The following is a 21692-nucleotide window of genomic DNA, read 5'->3' as shown; positions in this document are numbered from 1 at the left end:
TTCCGAGTCGCTGATGTGTCGCCCCGAGCTTAGCGGCCCGGGACGCAGCGGCGGGCCGTGTGCCAACCTGCCGCCCCGCGTGACGCGGGGCGGGGCCTCACGGCATTCGCATCATGATTCAGATCATGGTGACCAGGGCGCAGCCCATGCCGATGCTCATCGCGATCATCTGAAGGTCAGCGGTGCGTGGCGCCGGCAACGGCGGGGTAGGCCGCGGGGGCGGCGGCGAGCCGAGCCGGTCGACGAGGAACACGATATAGCCGGCCATGAACACCACCAGCAGGAAAGCCAGCAGGGGCAGGCGTGCGGCACCACCGCTGCCCATAGCGCTGCCCATAGGGCCCGACATGGCCGGCATGCTCCGCGCGGCCAGACCCATATAGACCATCGCCCCGGCCTGCACCGAGTGCGGCGGGTAGTGGCCGGCAACGTGCACCGACGGGCCGTAGCGGGCGTACTCGCGCACGCTACGGGCAAAAAACCACACCATCGCCGCGGCGAACACCAGCGCCCAGGTCGTGTTGGGCAGGATGGCGAGTTGAGGCAGGAACATGTCGGCCATCGCGATGCCCATCAGCAGGTCCGCCACATCCACGTCGCAGTGCACGGCGTGGCGGCGCAGCGCCGCGGTGGCCAGCCGGCCGGCCGCAAAGAGTGACGTCGCCAGCATGAGCGCGGCGACGACGGCGTTGTACCAGAAGGGCGCGCTCATCCGTGTTGCGCTGTTGGCTGATGCGCTGTTGGCTGTTGGCCGATGGCGGGACCGGGAGCGCCGGCTGAGGATAGCTCGCGGGCCGGCGAGGCGTTGCCGATCCGCAAGGGCCAGAAGACGGCTGCCAGCAACGCCAGCAACGGACCGGAGTAAGGGTCGGTGCCCTGGCCCGTCAACACACCGCCGAGCGCTTCGCCGACGACCCAGATCACACCGGCAAAAAGCACGGTGAGGGCCAGCACCGCCCGGGTCAGCGGTGGCGGCAGGAACACGCCCACCGCGATGATCGTGAACACGACCGCCAGGATCACCGCGGCAGGGCCGCCATGCCCGGCGAGGGCCCGCCCGGCGGCCTGCTCCAGGTGTGCCAGCCCGGCAGGTTGACCCTCGGCCATGGCGGTGATCACGTCATGCACCGCCTGGGGGCTGCGGTTGGCCGGCTGCAGCGCCAGATATGCCGAGAATCCCCACAGCAGCGCCCATAGCGCTCCCGCCACTTTCGGTCCGACGGACCGGGCGGCGAGGAACGACCACGTCCGGTCTGAAAGCTTCGAGTTGTCCGGGGTCGGCCAGAGCAGGACGGCGAGCAGCGCATAGAGGATCACCGCCCCGGGCGCGCCGGAAAGGGGATTAGCCGAGCCGGTGAGCACCCCGCCCAGGCCCTCGCCCAGCCACCAGACCCCCACGGACCAGACGATCGATGCGGCCAACGCCGGTTTGACGGTGCCCCGAAACGCGATCCCCAGGCCGAGTGCGAGCTGAATCGTCGCGAACAGCGCGTTGGTGGCGACCGGGTGCTCAGCGATGATGCCGGCCGCCCACACGACGGGCTGGGCGATAACGCGAGGGTTGCCCTGGGCGGCGCCGGCGAGCATCTGCTTGCCGAACGCCGGGGTGAACATGTAAGGCTGGAACTGCAAAAACCCGTCGAGCACCCAGACGGCGGCCAAGACCAGCCGGGCCCGGCGTGACGCATCCTGGAGCGCTTCCGGTGTCACCGCGCCGACGGTCGCTGGCACCCCAGTCACATCCGTTCACCGCCCGGGCGCCTCATGGCGTCCATGCCTAGCAGATGGTCCGGGCACCGGTCGAGACCCTACGCGGGTACCGTTAGGGCGCTGCGCGAGTTCCGCCGGGTGCATACCGCACTACGCTGAACCATTGTGGAACCGGTGTACGGGGCTGTCATCCGGCTCGCACGCTTGGCGTGGCGGATGCAGGGGTTGACGTTCACGATCACCGGGGTGGAAAACCTGCCGGCCAGCGGCGGGGCGGTCGTCGCGATCAATCACACCAGCTATTTCGACTTCACCTTCGCCGGATTGCCGGCCTACCGGCAGGGCCTCGGGCGCAAGGTCCGGTTCATGGCCAAGCGGGAGGTGTTCGACCACAAGATCACCGGACCCCTCATGCGCGGGATGCGCCACATCCCGGTGGACCGGGGCAACGGGGGCGCGGCGTTTGACAAGGCGGTCGAGATGCTCAAGGCCGGTGAACTGGTCGGCGTCTACCCGGAGGCGACCATCAGCCGCAGCTTCGAGATCAAGGCGCTCAAATCCGGTGCCGCCCGGATGGCGATCGCCGCCGGGGTGCCGATCGTGCCGCACATCGTGTGGGGAGCCCAGCGGATATGGACGAAAGACCACCCGAAGAAACTGGTGCGCCCCAAAGTGCCGATCGCGGTTGCGGTGGGTGAGCCGATTCAGCCGACGCTGCAGGCGCCGGAGCTCACCACGCTCTTGCATTCCCGGATGCAGCATTTGCTGGAGCGAGTGCAGGAGGCCTACGGGCCGCATCCAGCCGGTGAGTTCTGGGTGCCACGCCGACTGTGCGGCGGCGCTCCGTCGTTGGCTGAGGCCGCGCGAAAAGATGCCCAGGAGGCGGCCGAGCGGGCGGCCCGTCGTGCCGAACGGGCAGGTCCTCCCGGCGCACCGGGGTAACGGGGATGAAGCCGGCATTCCGCGCCTTTGAGATCACCGGGTGGCGCTCAACACGGGCTGCGCCCGGATGGTCCACGCGGAAAATAACCCGATCGTCCCGGCGCCCAAAACCACCGCTGCCACCCCGCGCGGCCGCATGCCGGTCGTCCCGGTCGCCGTTGCGGCGGCCTCCACATTGCTCGTTCACGGTAACATTGATCAGGCCACTGCCGACTTGCGTGTGAAGATGACGTCGTTGCTGCACGGGGCTCAGAAGCGGTATCCCCGCCCCAAGGGCGGGTACCGGGCACGCCGACCGAGCGGCAACGCGCCGGCTTCTAGGGCACGGCTGGATGCGGAGAAGTTGGCAGCGAGGGCGGCCCCCGCACGGCGGGACCGGCCGGGGCAGGCGAGACGAAGGGGGTAGCGGGCATGGCCGAGCCTGTCTTCCGCGCGCTGGAAATCCTCGCCAAAGCCGCCGTCGCCGTCACCGGCACCAGGATCACCTTTATCGGCGAGCAGAACATCCCCGAGCGCGGCGGGGCGGTGATCGCCATGAACCACACCAGCTATGTGGACTGGCTGCCGGCGGCTTACGCGGCGGTCAATCGTGGCCGCCGACCGCGGTTTCTGATTAAGGCAGAACTGCAGCAGGTGCCGCTCGTCAATTTTGTGATAAAGCATGCCAGGCTGATCCCTGTGGACCGCAGCGCCGGAGCTGACGCCTACGCGGCCGCGGTGCACCGCCTGCGCGGGGGGGAGCTGATCGTCGTGCACCCAGAGTCGACAATCAGCCGCAGTTTCGAACTGCGGGAGTTCAAGACCGGAGCGGCCCGAATGGCTCACGACGCCGGCGTGCCGATCATCCCGCTCATCGTCTGGGGAGCACAGCGAATTTGGACTAAAGACCATCCGAAGTCATTGGGGTACAACAAATTTCCCGTAATAGTGAACATCGGCGCGCCGATACGTGCCGCCGACACGGTGGAGCGCACTCAAAGCGCGCTGCGCCAGGCAATGACCGTGCTGTTACACCAGACGCAGGAGAGCTATCCGCATCCCGCGGGGGCGTACTGGGTGCCGCGCCGGCTGGGCGGCAGCGCCCCGACCCTCGAGGAGGCGACGGCGATCGAAGCTACCGAGCGCGCCGAGCGGGCGCGTAACCCGGTGGGACGGGGTAGAGCCGCCCGTAAGTGGGTGGAACAACAGGGCAAGCGGATGGAATTCTTCTCCCGGCCCCGGCCGGTGGTGAAGGCCAGACACGGCCATGACGAGGATCGGCGACCCCCGACGACCCGCTGGCATCACGGTGACCGGTCGAAGTGGATCGCCTGAAGACGCCGGCCGGCACCGGCGCCGCTCGTCGCGACATCGGGGCCGGCCGGCGTTCGGTCGAAGCAGGACACCGCAGGACACCTAAGACACGCAGGAACCCGGGGGTCGCGCGGGCGGGCGGCTATCGAGCACCCTCGCTGGGACACCGGGAATAACGGGAATTAAATAACGGGAATTAAATAACAGGAGCAGCGAACATGGCGGAGCCATTTTTCCGCATGATGGAGATCATCGTCCCGCCGATAGTCACGGTCAACGGAATCAAGATCAAGTTCGAGGGCCTGGAGCACATCCCCGACCGGGGCGGTGCGGTCATCGCGCTGAACCATACCAGCTACGTGGATTGGCTCCCGGCGTCCCTCGCCGCATATCGGCGGCGCCGGCGGCTCCGGTTTCTGATCAAGGCGGAGATGCAAGAGGTGCGCCCGGTCAATTTCGTGATCAAACACATCAAGCTCATCCCGGTGGATCGCAACGCCGGGGCCGCGGCGTATGCGGCCGCGGTGCAGCGGCTGAAGCACGGTGAGCTGATCGGGCTGCACCCGGAGGCCACGATCAGTCGCAGCTTCGAACTTCGGCCGTTCAAGACCGGGGCGGCGCGGATGGCGCTGGATGCGCAGGTGCCTATCATTCCGCTGATTGTGTGGGGGGCACATCGGATTTGGGGCAAAGACCATCCGAAAAACCTGTTCCGCGCCAACGTTCCGATCAGCGTCGTGGCCGGCGAGCCGCTGCCGCCATCGGGTGATGCCGAGCAACTCAACGCAATCCTGCGTCACCGGATGAACTCGTTGCTGTACCGGGTGCAGGAGGAGTACCCGCATCCCCCGGGGGCGTATTGGGTGCCGCGGCGACTGGGAGGCAGCGCACCAACCCCGGATGAATCCAAGGCTCTTCGCGCGGCGGAATTGCGCGAGCGTGCTCAACAACGGGGCAAGGTCGGCCGGTGATGCCGACGCCGACACGGATCGCCGTGACCACCCGGGCTAACGGCACGCGCGGAGCCAGTCAATGACGCTGCCCGCGCTGATCGCCTGCGACGTGGACGGCACTTTGCTCACCGACGATGAGACCATCACCCCGCGCACCCACAACGCCATTCATGCCGCCGTCGCCGCCGGCGCGCGGTTCGTCCTTGCCACCGGGCGTCCGCCACGGTGGGTGCGCCCGGTCGTCGACGCGCTGGGATTCACGCCGATGGCGGTGTGCGCCAACGGAGCAGTCATCTACGATCCCGCTCTCGACCGGGTGGTGGCGGTGCGCACCCTGGGCGTCGACACCCTCGCTGAGTTGGCCGAGGTCGCTGCACGGGTGATCCCCGGGGCGGGGCTTGCGGTCGAGCGAGTCGGCGGCAGCGCGCACGACACCGCGACGCCGCAGTTCGTCAGCTCACCGGGCTACGAGCACGCTTGGCTGAACCCCGATAACACCGAGGTGTCGATGGAAGACCTGCTCAGTGCGCCCGCGGTCAAGCTGCTGATCCGCAAGGCCGGTGCCCGCAGCGTCGAGATGGCCGCCGAGCTGGCCAAGCACATCGGCATCGAGGGTGATATCACCTATTCGACCGACAACGGACTGGTGGAGATCATGCCGCTGGGCGTCAACAAGGCCACCGGTGTCGCGGAGATCGCCCGGCCGCTGGGGATCAGCGATGACGACGTGGTGGCATTCGGTGACATGCCTAACGACGTGCCGCTGTTGCTGCAGGCCGGTCACGGCGTGGCGATGGGCAACGCGCATCCCGAAGCAATCGCCGCAGCCGACGAGGTCACCGCGCCCAATACCGACGACGGGGTGGCGCGGGTGCTGGAACGCTGGTGGCTGTGACCTCAGCCGCTCGGTGTCAGCCGATCGGGGGTGAAAACCGTTCGAGCTGCACCGGTGGACCGCTCGGCGGCGGGGGTGGCAATTCCAGTGCGACTCCGTCCATGACGCGGGTGACCGTGCCGTCGAGCCGGCTGAAGTTCAACGTGCCGTGCTGGAAGTTCTGCTTCACCCACTGGGGCTCCTGGATCTCCCCGCTGGTCGGCAACCCCAGCGCACCACGCTCGTAGCCCAGCGACGCCCAGGCGTCATAGATCGCGCCGGTGACCGGCTGCGCGCCGGTCTCGGGTGACCAGTACATCGCGCCCCTGTCGAATGTGACGTAGCGCGCCGAACCGGCCGCCACGGACTCCGGCGACGTCGGCGAGCCCAGCACGCCGTTCGGGCCGCCCATCTCCTGCCATCGCTGATAGATGGCACCGCCCCGCAGCGCGGCTGCCAGCTCCTCGGCGCCGAGTGGATAGTTGAAATGTGCTGCCGTATCTCGGATTTCATCCATCAGTGCGTAGGCGGCGTTGCCCGGGCAGTCGGTGTTGCCGACGTCGCGATGACTGAAAACAGCGGGCAGGGTTGTCGTCGCGCCGGCTGGCACTTTGGTGAAGGAGCCGCCGGCGGAGGACAGCGTCACGCTGCCCCTGGGGTCGACGCCGTCGATGCCCAGCCGCCAGCCGAGCAGCCGGCCGACGGTGCGAAGCTGGATCGGTGTCGGGGCAGCCTCGTCGAAGTCGCCGATCATTGCCACACCCCAGGTGTCACGGTTGAATCCGCCGGTGTGCGATCCCTCGACGGCCTTGGTGATCCCGCCGGCCCGTCCCTCGAACACCTGGCCGTACTTGTCGACCAACGCGTTATACGCGATATCGCACCAGCCCAGGGTCTTGGTGTGATAGGCGTAGATAGCCTGCACGATCGCCGCTGACTCCTGGGGGGAGTAGTCATTTCCGCCGGCGGTGTGGTGGACTACGGCTGCGCGAATCCTATTGCCATACTGTGGATTTGCGCATCGTATCGATTCGTCGGCGCCCCACTGCGCGCGGCTGATGACGGTTGGGGGCTGCCCCGGAGCCATAACCGCTGTCGGTGGCGTCCATTGGGTATCGACCGGGGCGAGCGGCGGGGAGATGAGGACCGCCGAGATATTCTGCGCGAGGGGCTCTTCAGCCGTCGCCGGCCGGTACCCCAGGCCGGAGTCGGCCACTGCCTGCGGTAACGGCTCTTGGACGGGCTCCTGCACGGCTGGTTGTGTCACCGGTGCGCCCCGCGGCCGGCTGACGGCGATCTGCACGGTAGTGGTGGTGCCGACGAAGACCGGGTCGGTGCCGCGGGGGACACGAGTCGCTCCGTCACGCCCCGCCGCCAGTGTCTCGGCTTTATACCATGGGCCCCAGGAGCCGTCGGCGTGTTTGGCACGCACCCGCGCCGATGTGCCGGTGAGGTCTCCGCCAGTCAACGCGACCATGGAAAACGGCGTGCGCCGGGTTATTTCGCGGACCGTGATCCCCCCACCCAGCCCGATCAAGGGTTGCAGGCTCAATCGGGCGTCGGATGGTGGCTGATTGCGGGTCGCGGGTGTCGGGCCGACTGCCCATGTCAGCATGATGAGGCTGGCCGCGACGGCGGTGGGCAAAGCCCTCGGCGCAGCGCTACGTGCGGGCACGTGCCGATGGTACGTATGGGGCTACTGTTGTAACAGTTACGACACGGTTCTTATGTGAATAAAGTAAACATAACTATCCGCTGGGGCCGACGGCACCGCGGGGCCCCGATGTCAGAGCGGGCAGGATCCGATCCGGGTCGCCTCCGCGGTGCCGTCGAGGGTGAGACGTTCCTCAACCGCCAGGTTGTTAGGTGGCCGGGGCCGGCGCCGCTGCTGAAGCCGCCGCAGCCGGACCGGCATTGTGGATGGCCTGCATGATCGACGGCATGACCATGCCTTTGATCAGGTCGATGGCCTGGCTGGCGCCCAGTTGATTGGCGGTGTTCATGACGTCGCTGATGAGCCCGCCCGACGGCGCCGCCGCCGGTGCAGCGCCCAGCGATGGGTCACCAAGAATTGGGTAGGTGCCCCCGGCCCCCGGGTCCAACCCGACCGGCGTGGTGATCGGTACCTCATTGGGGCTGGTGAGGCCGGGAAGGGTCGCGCCGGGACTGGTTAGCGACGGGTCCACACCCGCCGGGCTGGTGAGCCCCGGTATGAGGGATGGATCGGTCGCGCCGGGAGTCGTTCCGGCCGGGGTGGTCAGGCCGGGAGTCGTTCCCGCCGGGGTGGTCAGGCCCGGAGTCGTTCCGGCCGGGGTGGTCAGGCCCGGAGTGGCCGTAGTCGGGTTGGTCAGCGCCGGATTGGTCAGCGAGGGATCCGTCAAGGGGCCGGTCGTCGAGGGCACCGTCGAACCAGGGGTGGTCAACCCCGGGGTAGTCAGACCTGGACTGGTCAGACCCGGACTGGTCAGGCCCGGGGTGAGTCCCGGGGTGCTTGCGGGCGTCATACCCGCCGGCGCGAGCCCGGGGCTTGCGCCTGTCAGGCTCGGTACCGGCGGCAGGTTGATCCCGAATTGGGACAAACCCTGCGATAGCGCGGTCATCAGCTCATTGGGCAGGTCGCTTGCCACCGCCGCCGGCACGAACTCATGGTGCTCACGCTGGGCGTCCGCCAGCGATTCGTCAACAAGGAAGTAAGCACAAGGACTCGCGACGGCCAGCGCGGCAGCCGCGCTCAGGGCTGTTGAGAGCTTGCGTCGGCGTCGGTTCGGCACGGAAGTCTCCTCAATCTGGACTAGCTGTTAGCGCGGGCTGTCCTGCCTGTGCGGCATGATCTGGACCCACACCAGCGATGGTACTGGTGTGACAAGTGGTATTAGTGTTGCTATATTGAATTGTGAGGCAATCGCGACCTTAGGTCGACGAGCGCCGCGCGCGCCGTCGACCGGGCTGAGCCCGCACAGGTCGGATACCCTAGGCAACCGATGACCGCTCGCTTCGACCTCCTCGTCGTCGGCGCCGGATTTTTTGGCCTGACGATTGCCGAACGTGTGGCGACACAGCTGGACAAGCGTGTTTTGATCGTCGAGAAACGGCCCCATATCGGCGGTAACGCATACTCGGAGGCCGAGCCGCAAACCGGCATCGAAATCCACAAATACGGTGCGCACCTCTTTCACACCTCCAATCGCCGGGTGTGGGATTACGTGCGGCAGTTCACCGATTTCACCGGCTACCAGCATCGGGTGTTTGCGATGCACAACGGGCAGGCCTACCAGTTTCCGATGGGCTTAGGGCTGGTGTGTCAATTTTTCGGCAGGTATTTCAGCCCCGCCGAGGCACGCCGGCTGATCGCCGAGCAGGCCGCAGAGATCAACACCGCCGACGCACGAAACTTCGAAGAGAAGGCGATTTCACTGGTCGGCCGCCCACTATATGAGGCGTTCATCAAGGGCTATACCGCTAAACAGTGGCAGACCGACCCCAGGGAGCTGCCGGCATCCAACATCACCCGGCTGCCGGTGCGCTACACCTTCGATAACCGTTACTTCAACGACACCTATGAGGGCCTGCCGGTCCACGGCTACACCGCATGGTGCCAGAAGATGGTCGCCGACAAGCGCATCGAGGTCCAGCTCAACACCGATTGGTTCGCTGTCCACGACGAGCTCCGCGCGGCCAATCCGCGAGCCCCGGTGGTCTACACCGGTCCGCTGGACCGCTACTTCAACTACGCCGAGGGCCGCTTGGGCTGGCGCACACTGGACTTCGACGTCGAGGTGCTCCCGATCGAGGACTTCCAGGGCACACCGGTGATGAACTATAGCGACCTGGACGTGCCCTATACGCGCATCCACGAGTTTCGCCACTTCCATCCCGAACGCGACTACCCGACGGACAAGACGGTGATCATGAGGGAGTACTCCCGGTTCGCAGGTGACGATGATGAGCCGTACTATCCGATCAACACCGAAGCAGACCGCGCACTGTTGGCCGCTTACCGGGCCCGCGCGAAATCCGAGACCGCATCATCGGGGGTTTTGTTCGGCGGACGGCTCGGCACCTATCAATATCTGGATATGCACATGGCCATCGCCAGCGCGCTGAACATGTTCGAGAACGTCCTCGCGCCGCACCTACGTAACGGCACGGCCCTCGAAGACAGGCCGGTTGCTCCTCAGGCCGCGCGGCGGCCTGCATCGTCGCCGGGCCTGGCTAATGGGCCGGCTCCTCCTCAGGCCGCGCGGCGGCCTGCATCGTCGCCGGGCCTGGCTAATGGGCCGGTTGCTCCTCAGGCCGCGCGGCGGCCTGCATCGCCGCCGGGCCTGGCTAATGGGCCGGCTCCTCCTCAGGCCGCGCGGCGGCCTGCATCGTCGCCAGGCCTAAACGAAGGGACCGTGGATGGGTAACGCAGCCACGAGTTTGCTGGCCCGGGTGATCCTGCCGCGCCCCGGTGAACCGCTCGACGTGCGCGCACTGTACCTGCAAGAGTCGATCACCAATACCCGGCGCGCGCGGGCGGCAAGCCGCACAACGCTGCACATCTCCGCGCAGTCCGAGGTGTCATTCGCCACGTATTTCAACGCCTTTCCAGCAAGCTACTGGCGACGCTGGACGACGTTGACCTCGGTGGTGCTGCACGCCGAGCTGATCGGCGCCGGGCGCGTCGACGTCTATCGGAGCAAGGCAACCGGGGCGCGAATTTTCATCGAGGGCCGCGGATTCGCCAGCCCCGAAAACCAGCCGATCACCGTGGAGTTCGAGGTCGGACTGGATCCGTTCGAGGACGGCGGCTGGATCTGGTTCGACATCACCACTGACAGCGACGTCACCCTGTGCCGCGCGGGTTGGTATGCCACCACACCGGCCCCCGGGGTTGCCAACATCGCCGTCGGAATACCGACATTCAACCGGCCTGGCGACTGCGTCAACGCATTACGCGCTCTTACCTCAGACCCATTGGTGGACAAAGTTATCGGCGCCGTGATCGTACCAGATCAGGGTACCGCGAAGGTCCGCGACCACCCGGATTTCCCGGCCGCCGCCGCACCGCTGGGCGATCGGCTCTCCATTCACGACCAACCCAACCTGGGAGGTTCCGGCGGCTACAGCAGGGTGATGTACGAGGCGCTGAAAAATACTGATTGTCAACAGATCCTGTTCATGGACGACGACATCAGGATAGAGCCCGACTCGATCCTGCGGGTGCTGGCGATGCACCGCTTTGCCAAGACTCCGATGCTGGTGGGCGGGCAGATGCTCAACCTTCAGGAGCCATCGCACCTACACATCATGGGCGAGGTCGTGAATCGGGCGAACTTCATGTGGACCGCCGCCCCGCACACCGAATACGACCATGATTTCGCCAAGTATCCGTTGAATGGCAACAACATTCGCAGCGCCTTGCTGCATCGGCGCATCGACGTCGACTACAACGGGTGGTGGACCTGCATGATCCCGCGCCAGGTCGCCGAGGAGTTGGGACAACCGCTGCCGTTGTTCATCAAATGGGACGACGCCGACTACGGCCTGCGCGCGGGCGAGCACGGATACCCGACGGTCACCTTGCCTGGTGCCGCGATCTGGCACATGGCCTGGAGCGACAAGGACGACGCCATCGACTGGCAGGCCTATTTCCACCTGCGCAACCGGTTGGTGGTGGCGGCCATGCACTGGGACCGACCGGTCACCGGGCTGGTTCGAAGCCACCTGAAGGCAACGCTGAAACACCTTGCCTGTTTGGAGTATTCGACAGTAGCTATTCAGAACAAGGCCATCGATGACTTTCTCGCCGGACCCGAGCACATCTTCTCGATCCTGAAGACGGCGCTGGCGGAGGTGCACCGGATCCGCAAGGACTATCCCGACGCGGTCGTCCTGCCCGCGGCCAGCGAGCTGCCGCCACCGTCGCAAAAAAACACGCCGGTGAAGCCGCCGGCGCACCCGCTTGCGATCGGCTATCGGCTGGCCCGCGGGGCGCTGCACAACCTCACCAAGGCCGACCCGGCGCACCACCGGCGTCCGCAGCTCAATGTGCCCACCCAAGACGCGCGCTGGTTCAAGTTGTGCACGCTCGACGGCGCGACCGTGACGACGGCCGACGGGCGCGGCGTGGTTTACCGCAAGCGCGACCGGGCCAAAATGCTCTCGCTGCTGTGGCAATCGCTGCGGCGCCAGCGTGAGCTGGCGCGCCGGTTCAACGAGATGCGCCGCATCTATCGGGAGGCGTTGCCGGTGCTGTCCAGCCAGCAAAAATGGGAAACGGTGCTGCTGTCGGCGGCGGACAACCAATCGGAGCATGCCTGAGCCGGCGCGCGGCGAAGCCGCCGCATTGGTTGCCCTCCAGTCGGCGCTGGCCGACCGCCCCGGCGTGCTGACGGCAGCGCGCGGCCTGTCGCACTTCGGCGAGCACAGCATCGGCTGGTTAGCGGTGTCGGCGCTGGGTGCTCTGAGCCAGCCGCGGCGGTGGCGCGCCTGGATGGTAGCCGGAGCCGGAGCGCTCGCCGCGCACGCCACTGCCGTGCTGATCAAGCGCCTGGTGCGCCGCCAGCGTCCGCAGCACCCGGCGATCGCGGTCAACGTCGGCACACCGAGTAGGCTGAGCTTCCCGTCGGCGCACGCCACCTCGACCACGGCCGCGGCCATGCTGCTGACCCGGGCCACCGGGATGCCGCTGTCCGCCGTGCTGGTGCCCCCGATGGCGCTGTCCCGGATGCTGCTGGGGGCGCACTATCCCAGCGACGTCGCCGCGGGCGTGGCGGTGGGCGCCGCCGTGGCAGCCATCACCGCCCGCGTCGACGGGCGGCTGGCCGGCTGCCCGCCGTGCTGGCGCCCCCGTCTGCGGGGGAAAGCCGGGTGACAACGGACGGGGTGCCCAATGAGTGAGGACGTAGTGCCGGTGACCGGACCGCCGGCGAACCTGATCGCCGGGGTGGTCAAGGCGGTCCGCCCGCGGCAGTGGATCAAAAACGTGCTGGTGTTGGCCGCGCCGCTGGCGGCGTGGAGTGCCGACGTCCACTACGACTACGTCGCGGTGCTGGCCGACGTGTGCGTCGCCTTCGCGGCGTTCTGCCTGGCGGCTTCCTCGGTGTATCTGATCAATGACGTCCGCGACGTGGAGGCCGACCGCGAGCACCCCGCCAAGCGGTATCGGCCGATCGCCGCCGGCGTGGTGCCCGAGTGGCTGGCCTACACGCTGGCCGCGGCGCTCGGTGTGGCGTCCGTGGCGATCTCCTGGTGGCTGACCCCGAACCTGGCGCTGGTGATGGCCGTCTACCTGGGCATGCAGCTGGCCTACAGCTACGGCCTTAAACACCAGGCGGTGATCGACATCTGCATCGTCTCGTCGGCGTATCTGCTGCGCGCGATCGCCGGGGGCGCGGCCACCGGCATCCACCTCTCGCAGTGGTTTTTGCTGATGGCGGCGTTCGGGTCGCTGTATATGGTGGCCGGTAAGCGCTACGCCGAGCTGCAACTGGCCGAGCGCACCGGCGCCAAGATCCGCAAATCGCTGGAGAGCTATACCAGCACCTATTTGCGGTTCGTCTGGACCATGTCGGCGACCGCGGTGGTGGTGTGCTATGGGCTGTGGGCGTTTGAACGTGACGGCTACTCTGGCTCCTGGTTCGTTGTGTCGATGGTCCCGTTCACCATCGCGATCTTGCGATACGCGGTGGACGTCGACGGCGGCCTGGCCGGGGAGCCCGAGGACATCGCGTTGCGCGACCGGGTGCTGCAACTGTTGGCGCTGACCTGGATAGGAGCAGTTGGTGCTGCTGTTGCGTTCGGCTAACCCGACTCCACGGACCGCCGTGTTGGCGCACCGGCCCAGGGCCAGGCGGGCGGGCCGGTCCTGGTTTCCCGCTGATGCCACGGCCCGAGTGAGCCTCTGGGCGAGCGTCGCCGTGGTCGCCGTGTTGTTCGGCTGGGGGGCTTGGCAACGACGCTGGATCGCCGACGACGGCCTGATCGTCTTGCGCACGGTGCGTAACCTGCTGGCCGGAAACGGACCGGTGTTCAACGAAGGCGAGCGGGTGGAGGCGAACACCTCCACGGCGTGGACCTATTTGCTGTATGCGGGCGGGTGGGTCGGCGGGCCGATGCGCCTGGAATACGTGGCGCTGGTGCTGGCGCTGCTGCTGTCGGTGCTGGGCATGGTGCTGGTCATGCTGGGCGCGGCCCGGCTGTACACACCCGGCCTGCAGGGCCGCCGCGCGATCATGGTGCCGGCCGGGGCCCTGGTCTACATCGCGATACCACCGTCGCGTGATTTCGCTACGTCTGGCCTGGAAGGTGGCCTGGTGATGGCCTACCTGGGCTTGCTGTGGTGGCTGATGGTCTGTTGGTCGCAAGCCCCGCGGACGCGACCGGAGAGCCAGGCGTTCACCGCTGGCCTGGCGTTCCTTGCCGGGCTGAGTGTGCTGATGCGTCCGGAGCTGGCGCTGATCGGCGGGCTGGCGCTGATCATGATGCTGGGGACCGCCCAGGGCTGGCGCCGCCGCGCACTGATCGTGGTTGCCGCGGGGCTGCTTCCGGTGAGTTACCAGGTCTTCCGGATGGGCTACTACGGGCTGCTGGTGCCCGGCACCGCGCTGGCCAAAGACGCTGCCGGCGACAAATGGCCGCAGGGCTTGATCTACCTATCCAATTTCACCCGGCCCTACGCGCTATGGGTACCGGCGGTGCTGTTAGCGGCGCTTGGCGTGCTGCTGGCCTGGGCCCGGCCGCTTCCGGGCCAGGGCACCGTATCGCAGCGCAACAGGCAGCTAGCGCGCATGCTGCAAAGCCCGGCGGCCGTCGTGGTGTTCATCGAAGTCAGCGGGCTGCTGCAGGCGCTCTACTGGATCCGGCAAGGCGGCGACTTTATGCATGGCCGGGTTTTGCTGACTCCGGTTTTTTGCTTGCTGGCTCCGGTGGCGGTCATCCCGCTGGTGTTTCCTGAGGCAAAGAAATCCACCCAGGGAACCGATTATTGGCTGGTCGGCACCGCGAGCGCGCTGTGGCTGGCGGCCGCGGGCTGGTCGCTGTGGGCGGCGAACTCGCCGGGAATGGGTGATGACGCCACTCGCGTCACCTACTCCGGCATCGTCGACGAGCGCCGCTTCTACGCGCAAGCAACCGGGCACGCGCACCCGCTGACCGCCGCCGATTACCTGGACTACCCACGGATGCGGGCAATCCTGGTGACCCTCAACAACACCCCGGCGGGGGCGTTGCTGCTGCCCTCGGGCAACTACACCCAGTGGGATGTCGTGCCGGCGAGCCACTCGGCCGTCGCGCCGTCACCACGCCGCCCGGGAGCCCAAGCAGGCCGGGATCCTGCCGAAAAAGGGCCTCACACGGTGTTTTTCACCAACATCGGCATGGTGGGCATGAACGTCGGCCTGGACGTGCGGGTCATCGACCAGATCGGTTTGGCCAATCCCTTGGCGGCGCACACCGCGCGCCTGCAGCACAGCAGGATAGGCCATGACAAAAATCTCTTCCCGGACTGGGCCATCGCCGAAGGCCCGTTCGTGGGTGTGCCGCCGTATCTGGACCCGGCGTGGGTGGAACAGGCCAGGGCCGCGTTGCGGTGCCCGGCGACCGCAGCCGTCCTGAATTCGGTTCGTGCCCCGTTGACGCTGCGCCGGTTCGTCTCGAATCTGCTGCACTCCTACCAATTCACGACGTACCGGATCGATCGGGTTCCGCGCTACGAGCTCATCAGATGCGGGCTGGAGTTTCCGGAGTTAGGGGGCACCCCCTACACCGGCCTGCCCGCGACCGGCCCCTGATGCTGCGATTCTGGGGTTCGTGGCGCGCGGCAACCGCGCCCGCTGAATGGGCATCGCGACACCGTGCTGGCGTTCCCGCGGACCGGGGTTGGCGGCCGTGAGATCGTCATGGTGCGTCCCTTCGTGCGGGAATTTCCGCGGTTTTCGCAACGCCGCCGCGGTGCGGATGACGCGGCCGCCCGCGGTGCAGGCAGCAACACCGCTTGGAGCTTTCACCGGCTAAGACCCGCTTGGGAGCACACCCGTATGCACCACCTGGCGGGCGCGGGTCCCGGGGTGTCCGCCCGCAGCGCCACCGGTGACGGAACGGTTCGGTGACGCACTCGAGGAGCACCGCGGCGCGACGGTGTGGTTGACTACACGGGCACTGCTGCGCCAAGCGCGTGCAGTCTGGCCTACAGCGATTGGGGTGAAGGAAGCAAGGATGAGATTTGTTGGCTGGTTGCGCGGCGCGGTATCGGGGATGCCGCGCCGACTCATGGTCGGGGCCGTCGGGGCTTCCCTGCTGCCGGGGCTGATCGGTATCTTTGGGGGCTCGGCGACCGCCGGGGCATTCTCCAGGCCGGGCCTGCCCGTCGAGTACCTGATGGTGCCCTCGCCGTCGATGGGCCGCGACATCAAGGTTCAGTTCCAAAGCGGCGGGCCCAACTCCCCGGCGGTGTACATGCTCGACGGTCTGCGCGCCCAGGATGACTACAATGGCTGGGACATCAACACCCCCGCATTCGAGTGGTACTACCAGTCCGGTCTGTCGATGGTGATGCCGGTAGGCGGCCAGTCCAGCTGGTACACCGACTGGTACCAGCCGGCCTGCGGTAAGGCCGGCTGCCAGACCTACAAGTGGGAGACCTTCTTGACCAGCGAGCTCCCGCAGTGGCTCCAGGCCAACAAGCAGGTCAAGCCCACGGGCAGCGCCGCGGTTGGCCTGTCGATGGCCGCGGCGTCGGCGATGAACCTGGCGACCTACCACCCGCAGCAGTTCATCTACGCCGGCGCGATGTCCGGTCTGCTGGATCCCTCCCAGGGAATGGGCCCGTCGTTGATCAACCTCGCGATGGGGGACGCGGGCGGCTACAAGGCCGCCGACATGTGGGGTCCGAAGGACGATCCGGCGTGGAAGCGCAACGACCCGCTGTTGAACGTGGGAACCCTCGCCGCCAACAACACTCGCCTGTGGGTCTACTGCGGCAACGGGAAGCCCTCGGATCTGGGCGGAGACAACCTGCCGGCGAAGTTCTTAGAGGGCTTTGTGCGCACCAGCAACCTGAAGTTCCAGGATGCCTACAACGCCGCCGGTGGTCACAACGCGGTATTCAACTTCCCGGACACCGGCACGCATAGCTGGGAATACTGGGGGGCTCAGCTCCAGGCCATGAAGCCCGACTTGCAGCGGACGCTGGGCGCGACGCCCAGCACCGCCCCCGCGGCCCAGGGTGCTTAGCCCGGCGACGATACGGGCGCGAAGCGCCCGTTGAGGAGCTGGGCGGTTGGTGTGGCCCGGCGACGATACGGGCGCGAAGCGCCCGTTGAGGAGCTGGGCGGAGAGCACTCCCAGAGCACCGGAGTGCCGAGGCTAACGGGAGGCTCTAACAGGAGGCTCTAACGGGACTCTAACGGGACTCAAACGGGAGAGGTCACGGCGGCACCCCCTCAGCGGTGCCGCCGTGAGCCATTTCCGGTGTCTCGTCGCGGGGACTATGGTTCACTACCTCTCGGGGCCGGGCGTGCGCCGGGTCGTTGGTGGACCGAGACGAGTGAGGTGGACATGAGTGGTCTGTCGATGCTCCTGCGGGTGCTCTCGGCGGCGCTGCTGGCGGTTGGGCTGGGCGGTGTCGCCGCGGCCCACATCGGCCCGGCTTATGCCGCGAGTGTGGAGCAGCTGATGGTGCCGTCGGCGGCGATGGGCCGCGACATCCCGGTGAGCTTCATGGCCGGCGGGCCGCACGCGGTGTATCTCCTGGACGCATTTGACGCCGGGCCGGATGTCAGCAATTGGGTTACCGCAGGCCATGCCATGAACACGCTGGCGGGCAAAGGCATTTCGGTGGTCGTGCCGGCGGGGGGCGCCTACAGCATGTACACCAATTGGGAACAGGACGGCAGCAAGCAGTGGGAAACGTTCTTGTCCAGCGAGTTACCGGACTGGCTGGCCGCCAACAGGGGGTTGGCGCCCGGTGGTCATGCGGTAGTAGGCGCCTCGCAGGGCGGGTATGGCGCGATGGCGCTGGCCACTTTCCACCCCGATCGTTTCGGTTTCGCCGGGTCGTTGTCGGGTTTCCTGTACCCCTCAAACACCACCACGAACGGCTCGATTACCGCCGGTATGGCGCAGTTCGGCGGGGTTGACAGCTATGGGATGTGGGGGGCTCCGCAGCTGGGCCGGTGGAAATGGCACGATCCCTACGTGCATGCGGCGCTGCTGGCGCAGAACAACACCCGGGTATGGGTGTGGAGCCCGACCAGCATGGATGCGAGTGATCCCGCGGCCATGATCGGCCAAGCCGGCGAGGCGATGGGCAATAGCCGGATGTTCTACCAGCAGTACCGCAACGTCGGCGGGCACAACGGCCACTTCGACTTCCCCGCCGCCGGCGATAACGGCTGGGGCTCGTGGGCGGCGCAATTGGCGGCGATGTCCGGGGACATTGTCGGCGCCATCCGCTAGCCGGGCACTCGGGAACGGCCGGTCGGGGCTAAGCCTGGGCTAAGCCGCGGCGCGGCATTCCCCGGCGGATTGTGCGGAACGCGGTCGCGCGCCGAGCCGCTACCGTGGAGGGGTGCGCGCGTCGGGTGCGACGGCCCGAGTCGGCATGCACCGCCAACCGGCTGCCCTCACGTACGGTCGCCGCGTTGCGAAGATCGACCCAGCTGTTCACAACCCGCTGACAGGAGATGATGGGTACCAGACCCCGACGAAATTCCCGGCGCAGGCGCCACCGGATCCTGGCCGTGGCCGCGGCCGGTTCGGTGGCTCTCGCGGCGGCCCTTGCCATCGCGGTCGTGGGCCGCATCGCGCGTCACCCGGAGTCTCCGCCCAGCGCAGTGCCGCCCGAGATTGTGCCACCGACCAGTGTTGGGCCGCAACCGAAAAAGCCCCGCCCAGCGTTTCAGAGCGCCGACTGCCCGGACGTGGATTTGATCGCGGTCCCGGGAACATGGGAGTCGTCGGCAACGGACAACCCGCTCAACCCGGTGCAGTTCCCGAAAGCATTGCTGCTCAACATCACCCGGCCAATCTCCAAGCAGTTCCCGCAGAGCCGGGTCGAGGTCTACACCGTGCCCTACACCGCGCAGTTTCACAACCCGCTGAGCGCCGACAACCAGATGTCTTACAACGACAGCCGGGCCGAAGGCACCCGTGCCACAGTCAAAGCGATGACCGACATGACCGCCAAATGCCCGCTGACCAGCTATGTGCTGATCGGCTTCTCGCAGGGTGCGGTGATCGCCGGCGATGTTGCCAGCGATATCGGCAACGGTCGGGGTCCGGTCGACGCGGACTTGGTGCTGGGCGTGACGCTGATCGCCGACGGTCGCCGCCAGGACGGGGTGGGCAACGACATCGGCCCCGACCCGCCGGGCCAAGGCGCCGAGATCACCCTGCACGAGGTTCCCGTGCTGTCCGGCCTGGGATTGACCATGACCGGCGCGCGACCCGGTGGTTTCGGCGCGCTGGCCAACCGAACCAATGAAATCTGCGCGCCCGGAGACCTCATCTGCGCCGCCCCGCAGGAGGCGTTTAACATCGTCAACTTGCCCACGACCCTGGACACCCTGGCCGGCGGGGCCGGGCAACCCGTGCACGCGTTGTACGCCACCACCCAGTTTTGGAGCCTGGACGGGGAGTCGGCCACCCAGTGGACTTTGAGCTGGGCCCGCACCCTGATCGAACACGCGCCCCACCCGAAGCACGGCTGAGATCGGTGCCGCTGGGGCGATAACAGTTCGGCGACTCGATGCCTGTTGATTTGGCGTGGGCCGTATCGCCCTTTACCATGACTGGACATTAAGAGAAACATAAGAAGCCATGTGGCGCGCTCCGGTCGACGCGGTACCGAGTGACGGGCGCGCGCCGGTAGCATCTGTGGGGTTTGGCGTTTGCGGCAGGCGGCAACGGGGAACCGCGCAGCCCGCCGGACGGCCTGGTAGTTGAGGTGTTCTGACAGGAGAGTGGCATGGCCTACCACAACCCATTCATCGTGAACGGGCATATCAGGTTTCCGGATAACGTCAACCTGGTTCGGCACGTTGAGCGGTGGGCGGCGGTGCGCGGGGAGAGGTTGGCCTACCGGTTCCTGGACTACTCCACCGAGCGTGACGGGGTCGCGCGCGACATCTGCTGGGCCGAGTTCGCCGCCCGCAACCGCGCGGTGGGAGCCCGTCTGCAGCAGATCACCCGACCGGGCGACCGCATCGCCATCTTGTGCCCGCAGAACCTGGACTACCTCATCTCCTTTTTCGCCATCCTCTACGCCGGGCGGATCGCGGTGCCGTTGTTCGACCCGGCGGAGCCGGGTCACATCGGGCGACTGCACGCGGTGCTTGACGACTGCGCTCCCGCGGCGATCCTGACCACCAGCGACTCCGCCGAGGGCGTCAACAAATTCTTCCGCAGCCGTCCCGCGGGGCAGCGGCCGCGCGTCATCGCCGTCGACGCGGTTCCCAACGAGGTGGCCGCCACCTGGGAGCCGCCCGACCCCCCGGTCGACGCCATCGCCTACCTGCAGTACACGTCCGGCTCCACCCGGGTGCCCACGGGCGTGCAGATCACCCACCTGAACCTGGCCACCAACGTGGTCCAGGTGCTCAACAGCTTTGACGGCAACGACGGCGATCGCGGCGTCACCTGGCTGCCGTTCTTCCACGACATGGGCTTGATCGCGATCATGCTCTCGCCGGTGCTCGGCCAACACAACACCTTCATGACGCCCGCGGCGTTTGTGCGTCGCCCGATCCGCTGGATGCGGGCGCTTGCGGGCGTAAACGGCGACTCCGGGCCGACCTACTCCGTCGCCCCCAACTTCGCGTTCGAGCACGCCGCACTGCGTGGTGTGCCCAAGGACGGCGAGCCACCGCTGGACCTGAGTAACGTCAAGGGGATCCTCAACGGCAGCGAGCCGATCTCGGTGGCCTCGATGCGCAAGTTCTGCGAGGCTTTCCGCCCCCACGGCTTGAAAGAGACCGCGATCAAACCCGCATACGGCCTAGCCGAGGCGACGCTGTACGTGTCGAGCACCCCGATGTCGGAGGCGCCGACCGTGGTCTACGTTGACCGCGAGGCGCTGAACAACCACCGGTTCGTCGAGGTGCCCGCCGACGCGCCGAACGCGGTCGCGCAGGTCTGCGTCGGCAAGGTCGGCGTGGACGAGTGGGCGGTCATCGTCGACCCCGAAACGGCCAGCGAAGTTCCCGACGGGCACATCGGCGAGATCTGGCTGCACGGCAACAACATGGGCATTGGTTATTGGAACCGCGAGGACGAGACCCGGGAAGTCTTTAAAAACATCCTTAAATCCCGGACCACCCCGTCGCACGCCGAAGGCGTTCCCGACGACGGGTTATGGGTGCGCACCGGCGACTACGGCACCTACTACCGGGGCGGGCTTTACATCACCGGGCGCATCAAAGATCTCGTTATCATCGACGGACGCAACCACTACCCACAGGATCTGGAGTACTCCGCGCAGGAGGCCAGCCGCGCGCTGCGGCCCGGCTTCATCGCCGCGTTCTCCGTGCCGGCCAATCAACTGCCCGCGGAGGTGTTCGACAACCCGCACTGTGGCCTCAGCTACGACCCCGATGACACCTCCGAGCAACTGGTGATCGTCGCCGAGCGTGCTCCCGGCGCACATAAGCTCGATCTCCGGCCGATCACCGACGAGATCCGGGCGGCCATCGCGGTGCGCCACGGCGTCACCGTTCGCGACGTGCTGCTGGTTCAGGCCGGAACCGTGCCGCGGACCTCCAGCGGCAAGATCGGGCGGCGCGCCTGCCGGGCCGCCTACCTCGACGGCAGCCTGCGCAGCGGCACCGCATCCCCAACCGCATTCGCCGACCAGGCCAATTGACGAGCATGTCCGATACCGACACCGACTTCCAGGTGAGTTCCCTGCCGCCCGCGGCTCCGACCGCCGCCGGCGCTGCCGC

At 67.2% G+C, this 21692-nt stretch carries 16 protein-coding genes and 1 pseudogene; 13 read left to right on the top strand and 4 right to left on the bottom strand.

Annotation, left to right across the window (positions count from 1 at the left end):
- Window positions 1–118: 118 nt before the first annotated feature.
- Together MSM1_RS06460 and MSM1_RS06455 are read right to left on the bottom strand one after the other, a co-directional pair.
- Complete coding sequence (locus MSM1_RS06460; RefSeq protein ID WP_213440709.1) at window positions 119–712, bottom strand: DUF5134 domain-containing protein; 594 nt, start codon at window positions 710–712, stop codon at window positions 119–121.
- Complete coding sequence (locus MSM1_RS06455) at window positions 709–1731, bottom strand: hypothetical protein (RefSeq protein WP_213440708.1); 1023 nt, start codon at window positions 1729–1731, stop codon at window positions 709–711. The genes MSM1_RS06460 and MSM1_RS06455 overlap by 4 nt, the downstream gene beginning before the upstream one ends.
- A gap of 144 nt (window positions 1732–1875) precedes the next feature.
- Here MSM1_RS06455 and MSM1_RS06450 point away from each other — a divergent pair, with 144 nt between their 5' ends.
- From MSM1_RS06450 to MSM1_RS06435, 4 genes are all read left to right on the top strand, one after another.
- A complete protein-coding gene (locus tag MSM1_RS06450) occupies window positions 1876–2652 on the top strand; it encodes a 1-acyl-sn-glycerol-3-phosphate acyltransferase (protein WP_213440707.1) in 777 nt (258 codons plus the stop codon).
- Between the two features lie 411 nt (window positions 2653–3063).
- On the top strand, window positions 3064–3966 hold the full coding sequence (locus tag MSM1_RS06445; RefSeq protein WP_213440706.1) for a 1-acyl-sn-glycerol-3-phosphate acyltransferase: 903 nt from the start codon (window positions 3064–3066) through the stop codon (window positions 3964–3966).
- A 197-nt stretch (window positions 3967–4163) separates the two neighbouring features.
- The gene (locus MSM1_RS06440) at window positions 4164–4916 is read left to right on the top strand and encodes a 1-acyl-sn-glycerol-3-phosphate acyltransferase (protein WP_213440705.1); all 753 of its coding nucleotides are present in this window, start codon (window positions 4164–4166) and stop codon (window positions 4914–4916) included.
- A gap of 61 nt (window positions 4917–4977) precedes the next feature.
- Complete coding sequence (locus MSM1_RS06435; protein WP_213440704.1) at window positions 4978–5793, top strand: HAD family hydrolase; 816 nt, start codon at window positions 4978–4980, stop codon at window positions 5791–5793.
- 16 nt (window positions 5794–5809) lie between these two features.
- Here the strand turns inward: MSM1_RS06435 and MSM1_RS06430 are convergent, their stop codons facing one another.
- On the bottom strand, window positions 5810–7447 hold the full coding sequence (locus MSM1_RS06430; protein ID WP_213440703.1) for an N-acetylmuramoyl-L-alanine amidase: 1638 nt from the start codon (window positions 7445–7447) through the stop codon (window positions 5810–5812).
- Between the two features lie 187 nt (window positions 7448–7634).
- The gene (locus MSM1_RS06425) at window positions 7635–8543 is read right to left on the bottom strand and encodes a hypothetical protein (protein WP_213440702.1); all 909 of its coding nucleotides are present in this window, start codon (window positions 8541–8543) and stop codon (window positions 7635–7637) included.
- A 210-nt stretch (window positions 8544–8753) separates the two neighbouring features.
- On the opposite strand from MSM1_RS06425, the pseudogene glf reads away from it, so the two are divergent.
- From glf to fadD32, 9 genes and pseudogenes are all read left to right on the top strand, one after another.
- Window positions 8754–9926: pseudogene (glf, locus tag MSM1_RS06420) on the top strand (UDP-galactopyranose mutase); the annotation flags it as partial.
- A 244-nt stretch (window positions 9927–10170) separates the two neighbouring features.
- Window positions 10171–12075: a glycosyltransferase gene (locus tag MSM1_RS06415; RefSeq protein WP_213440701.1), complete on the top strand. Its 1905-nt coding sequence runs from the start codon at window positions 10171–10173 to the stop codon at window positions 12073–12075.
- Complete coding sequence (locus MSM1_RS06410) at window positions 12068–12628, top strand: phosphatase PAP2 family protein (protein WP_213440700.1); 561 nt, start codon at window positions 12068–12070, stop codon at window positions 12626–12628. The genes MSM1_RS06415 and MSM1_RS06410 overlap by 8 nt, the downstream gene beginning before the upstream one ends.
- Window positions 12629–12646: 18 nt before the next feature.
- The gene (locus MSM1_RS06405; protein WP_213440699.1) at window positions 12647–13561 is read left to right on the top strand and encodes a decaprenyl-phosphate phosphoribosyltransferase; all 915 of its coding nucleotides are present in this window, start codon (window positions 12647–12649) and stop codon (window positions 13559–13561) included.
- The gene (zomB, locus tag MSM1_RS06400; RefSeq protein WP_374101659.1) at window positions 13539–15545 is read left to right on the top strand and encodes a flagellar motor control protein ZomB; all 2007 of its coding nucleotides are present in this window, start codon (window positions 13539–13541) and stop codon (window positions 15543–15545) included. The genes MSM1_RS06405 and zomB overlap by 23 nt, the downstream gene beginning before the upstream one ends.
- A gap of 424 nt (window positions 15546–15969) precedes the next feature.
- Window positions 15970–16986 carry a diacylglycerol acyltransferase/mycolyltransferase Ag85A gene (gene ag85A, locus MSM1_RS06395; protein WP_213440697.1) on the top strand — a complete coding sequence of 339 codons (1017 nt, stop codon included), beginning with the start codon at window positions 15970–15972 and terminating at the stop codon, window positions 16984–16986.
- A gap of 324 nt (window positions 16987–17310) precedes the next feature.
- Window positions 17311–18210 carry an esterase family protein gene (locus tag MSM1_RS06390; protein ID WP_213440696.1) on the top strand — a complete coding sequence of 300 codons (900 nt, stop codon included), beginning with the start codon at window positions 17311–17313 and terminating at the stop codon, window positions 18208–18210.
- 230 nt (window positions 18211–18440) lie between these two features.
- The gene (locus MSM1_RS06385) at window positions 18441–19463 is read left to right on the top strand and encodes a cutinase family protein (RefSeq protein ID WP_213441514.1); all 1023 of its coding nucleotides are present in this window, start codon (window positions 18441–18443) and stop codon (window positions 19461–19463) included.
- Window positions 19464–19720: 257 nt separating this feature from the next.
- Entirely contained in the window at window positions 19721–21613 is a 1893-nt protein-coding gene (gene fadD32, locus MSM1_RS06380; RefSeq protein ID WP_213440695.1) for a long-chain-fatty-acid--AMP ligase FadD32, read from the top strand.
- The last annotated feature ends 79 nt before the right edge of the window (window positions 21614–21692 follow it).

The organism is Mycobacterium sp. SM1 (assembly GCF_018361265.1).
In the GTDB taxonomy this organism is placed as follows: Bacteria; Actinomycetota; Actinomycetes; order Mycobacteriales; family Mycobacteriaceae; genus Mycobacterium.
The sequence above is the reverse complement of the archived record's forward strand: the minus strand, read 5'-3'. Positions and strand labels throughout refer to the sequence as shown.

Coding starts and splice junctions, on each gene's coding strand:
- MSM1_RS06415 (WP_213440701.1), top strand. CDS start 10,171: ATGGGTAACGCAGCCACGAGTTTGCTGGCCCGGGTGATCCTGCCGCGC.
- MSM1_RS06390 (WP_213440696.1), top strand. CDS start 17,311: ATGAGTGGTCTGTCGATGCTCCTGCGGGTGCTCTCGGCGGCGCTGCTG.
- MSM1_RS06440 (WP_213440705.1), top strand. CDS start 4,164: ATGGCGGAGCCATTTTTCCGCATGATGGAGATCATCGTCCCGCCGATA.
- MSM1_RS06445 (WP_213440706.1), top strand. CDS start 3,064: ATGGCCGAGCCTGTCTTCCGCGCGCTGGAAATCCTCGCCAAAGCCGCC.
- MSM1_RS06460 (WP_213440709.1), bottom strand. CDS start 712: ATGAGCGCGCCCTTCTGGTACAACGCCGTCGTCGCCGCGCTCATGCTG.
- MSM1_RS06385 (WP_213441514.1), top strand. CDS start 18,441: ATGGGTACCAGACCCCGACGAAATTCCCGGCGCAGGCGCCACCGGATC.
- MSM1_RS06405 (WP_213440699.1), top strand. CDS start 12,647: ATGAGTGAGGACGTAGTGCCGGTGACCGGACCGCCGGCGAACCTGATC.
- MSM1_RS06410 (WP_213440700.1), top strand. CDS start 12,068: ATGCCTGAGCCGGCGCGCGGCGAAGCCGCCGCATTGGTTGCCCTCCAG.
- ag85A (WP_213440697.1), top strand. CDS start 15,970: ATGAGATTTGTTGGCTGGTTGCGCGGCGCGGTATCGGGGATGCCGCGC.
- fadD32 (WP_213440695.1), top strand. CDS start 19,721: ATGGCCTACCACAACCCATTCATCGTGAACGGGCATATCAGGTTTCCG.
- MSM1_RS06435 (WP_213440704.1), top strand. CDS start 4,978: ATGACGCTGCCCGCGCTGATCGCCTGCGACGTGGACGGCACTTTGCTC.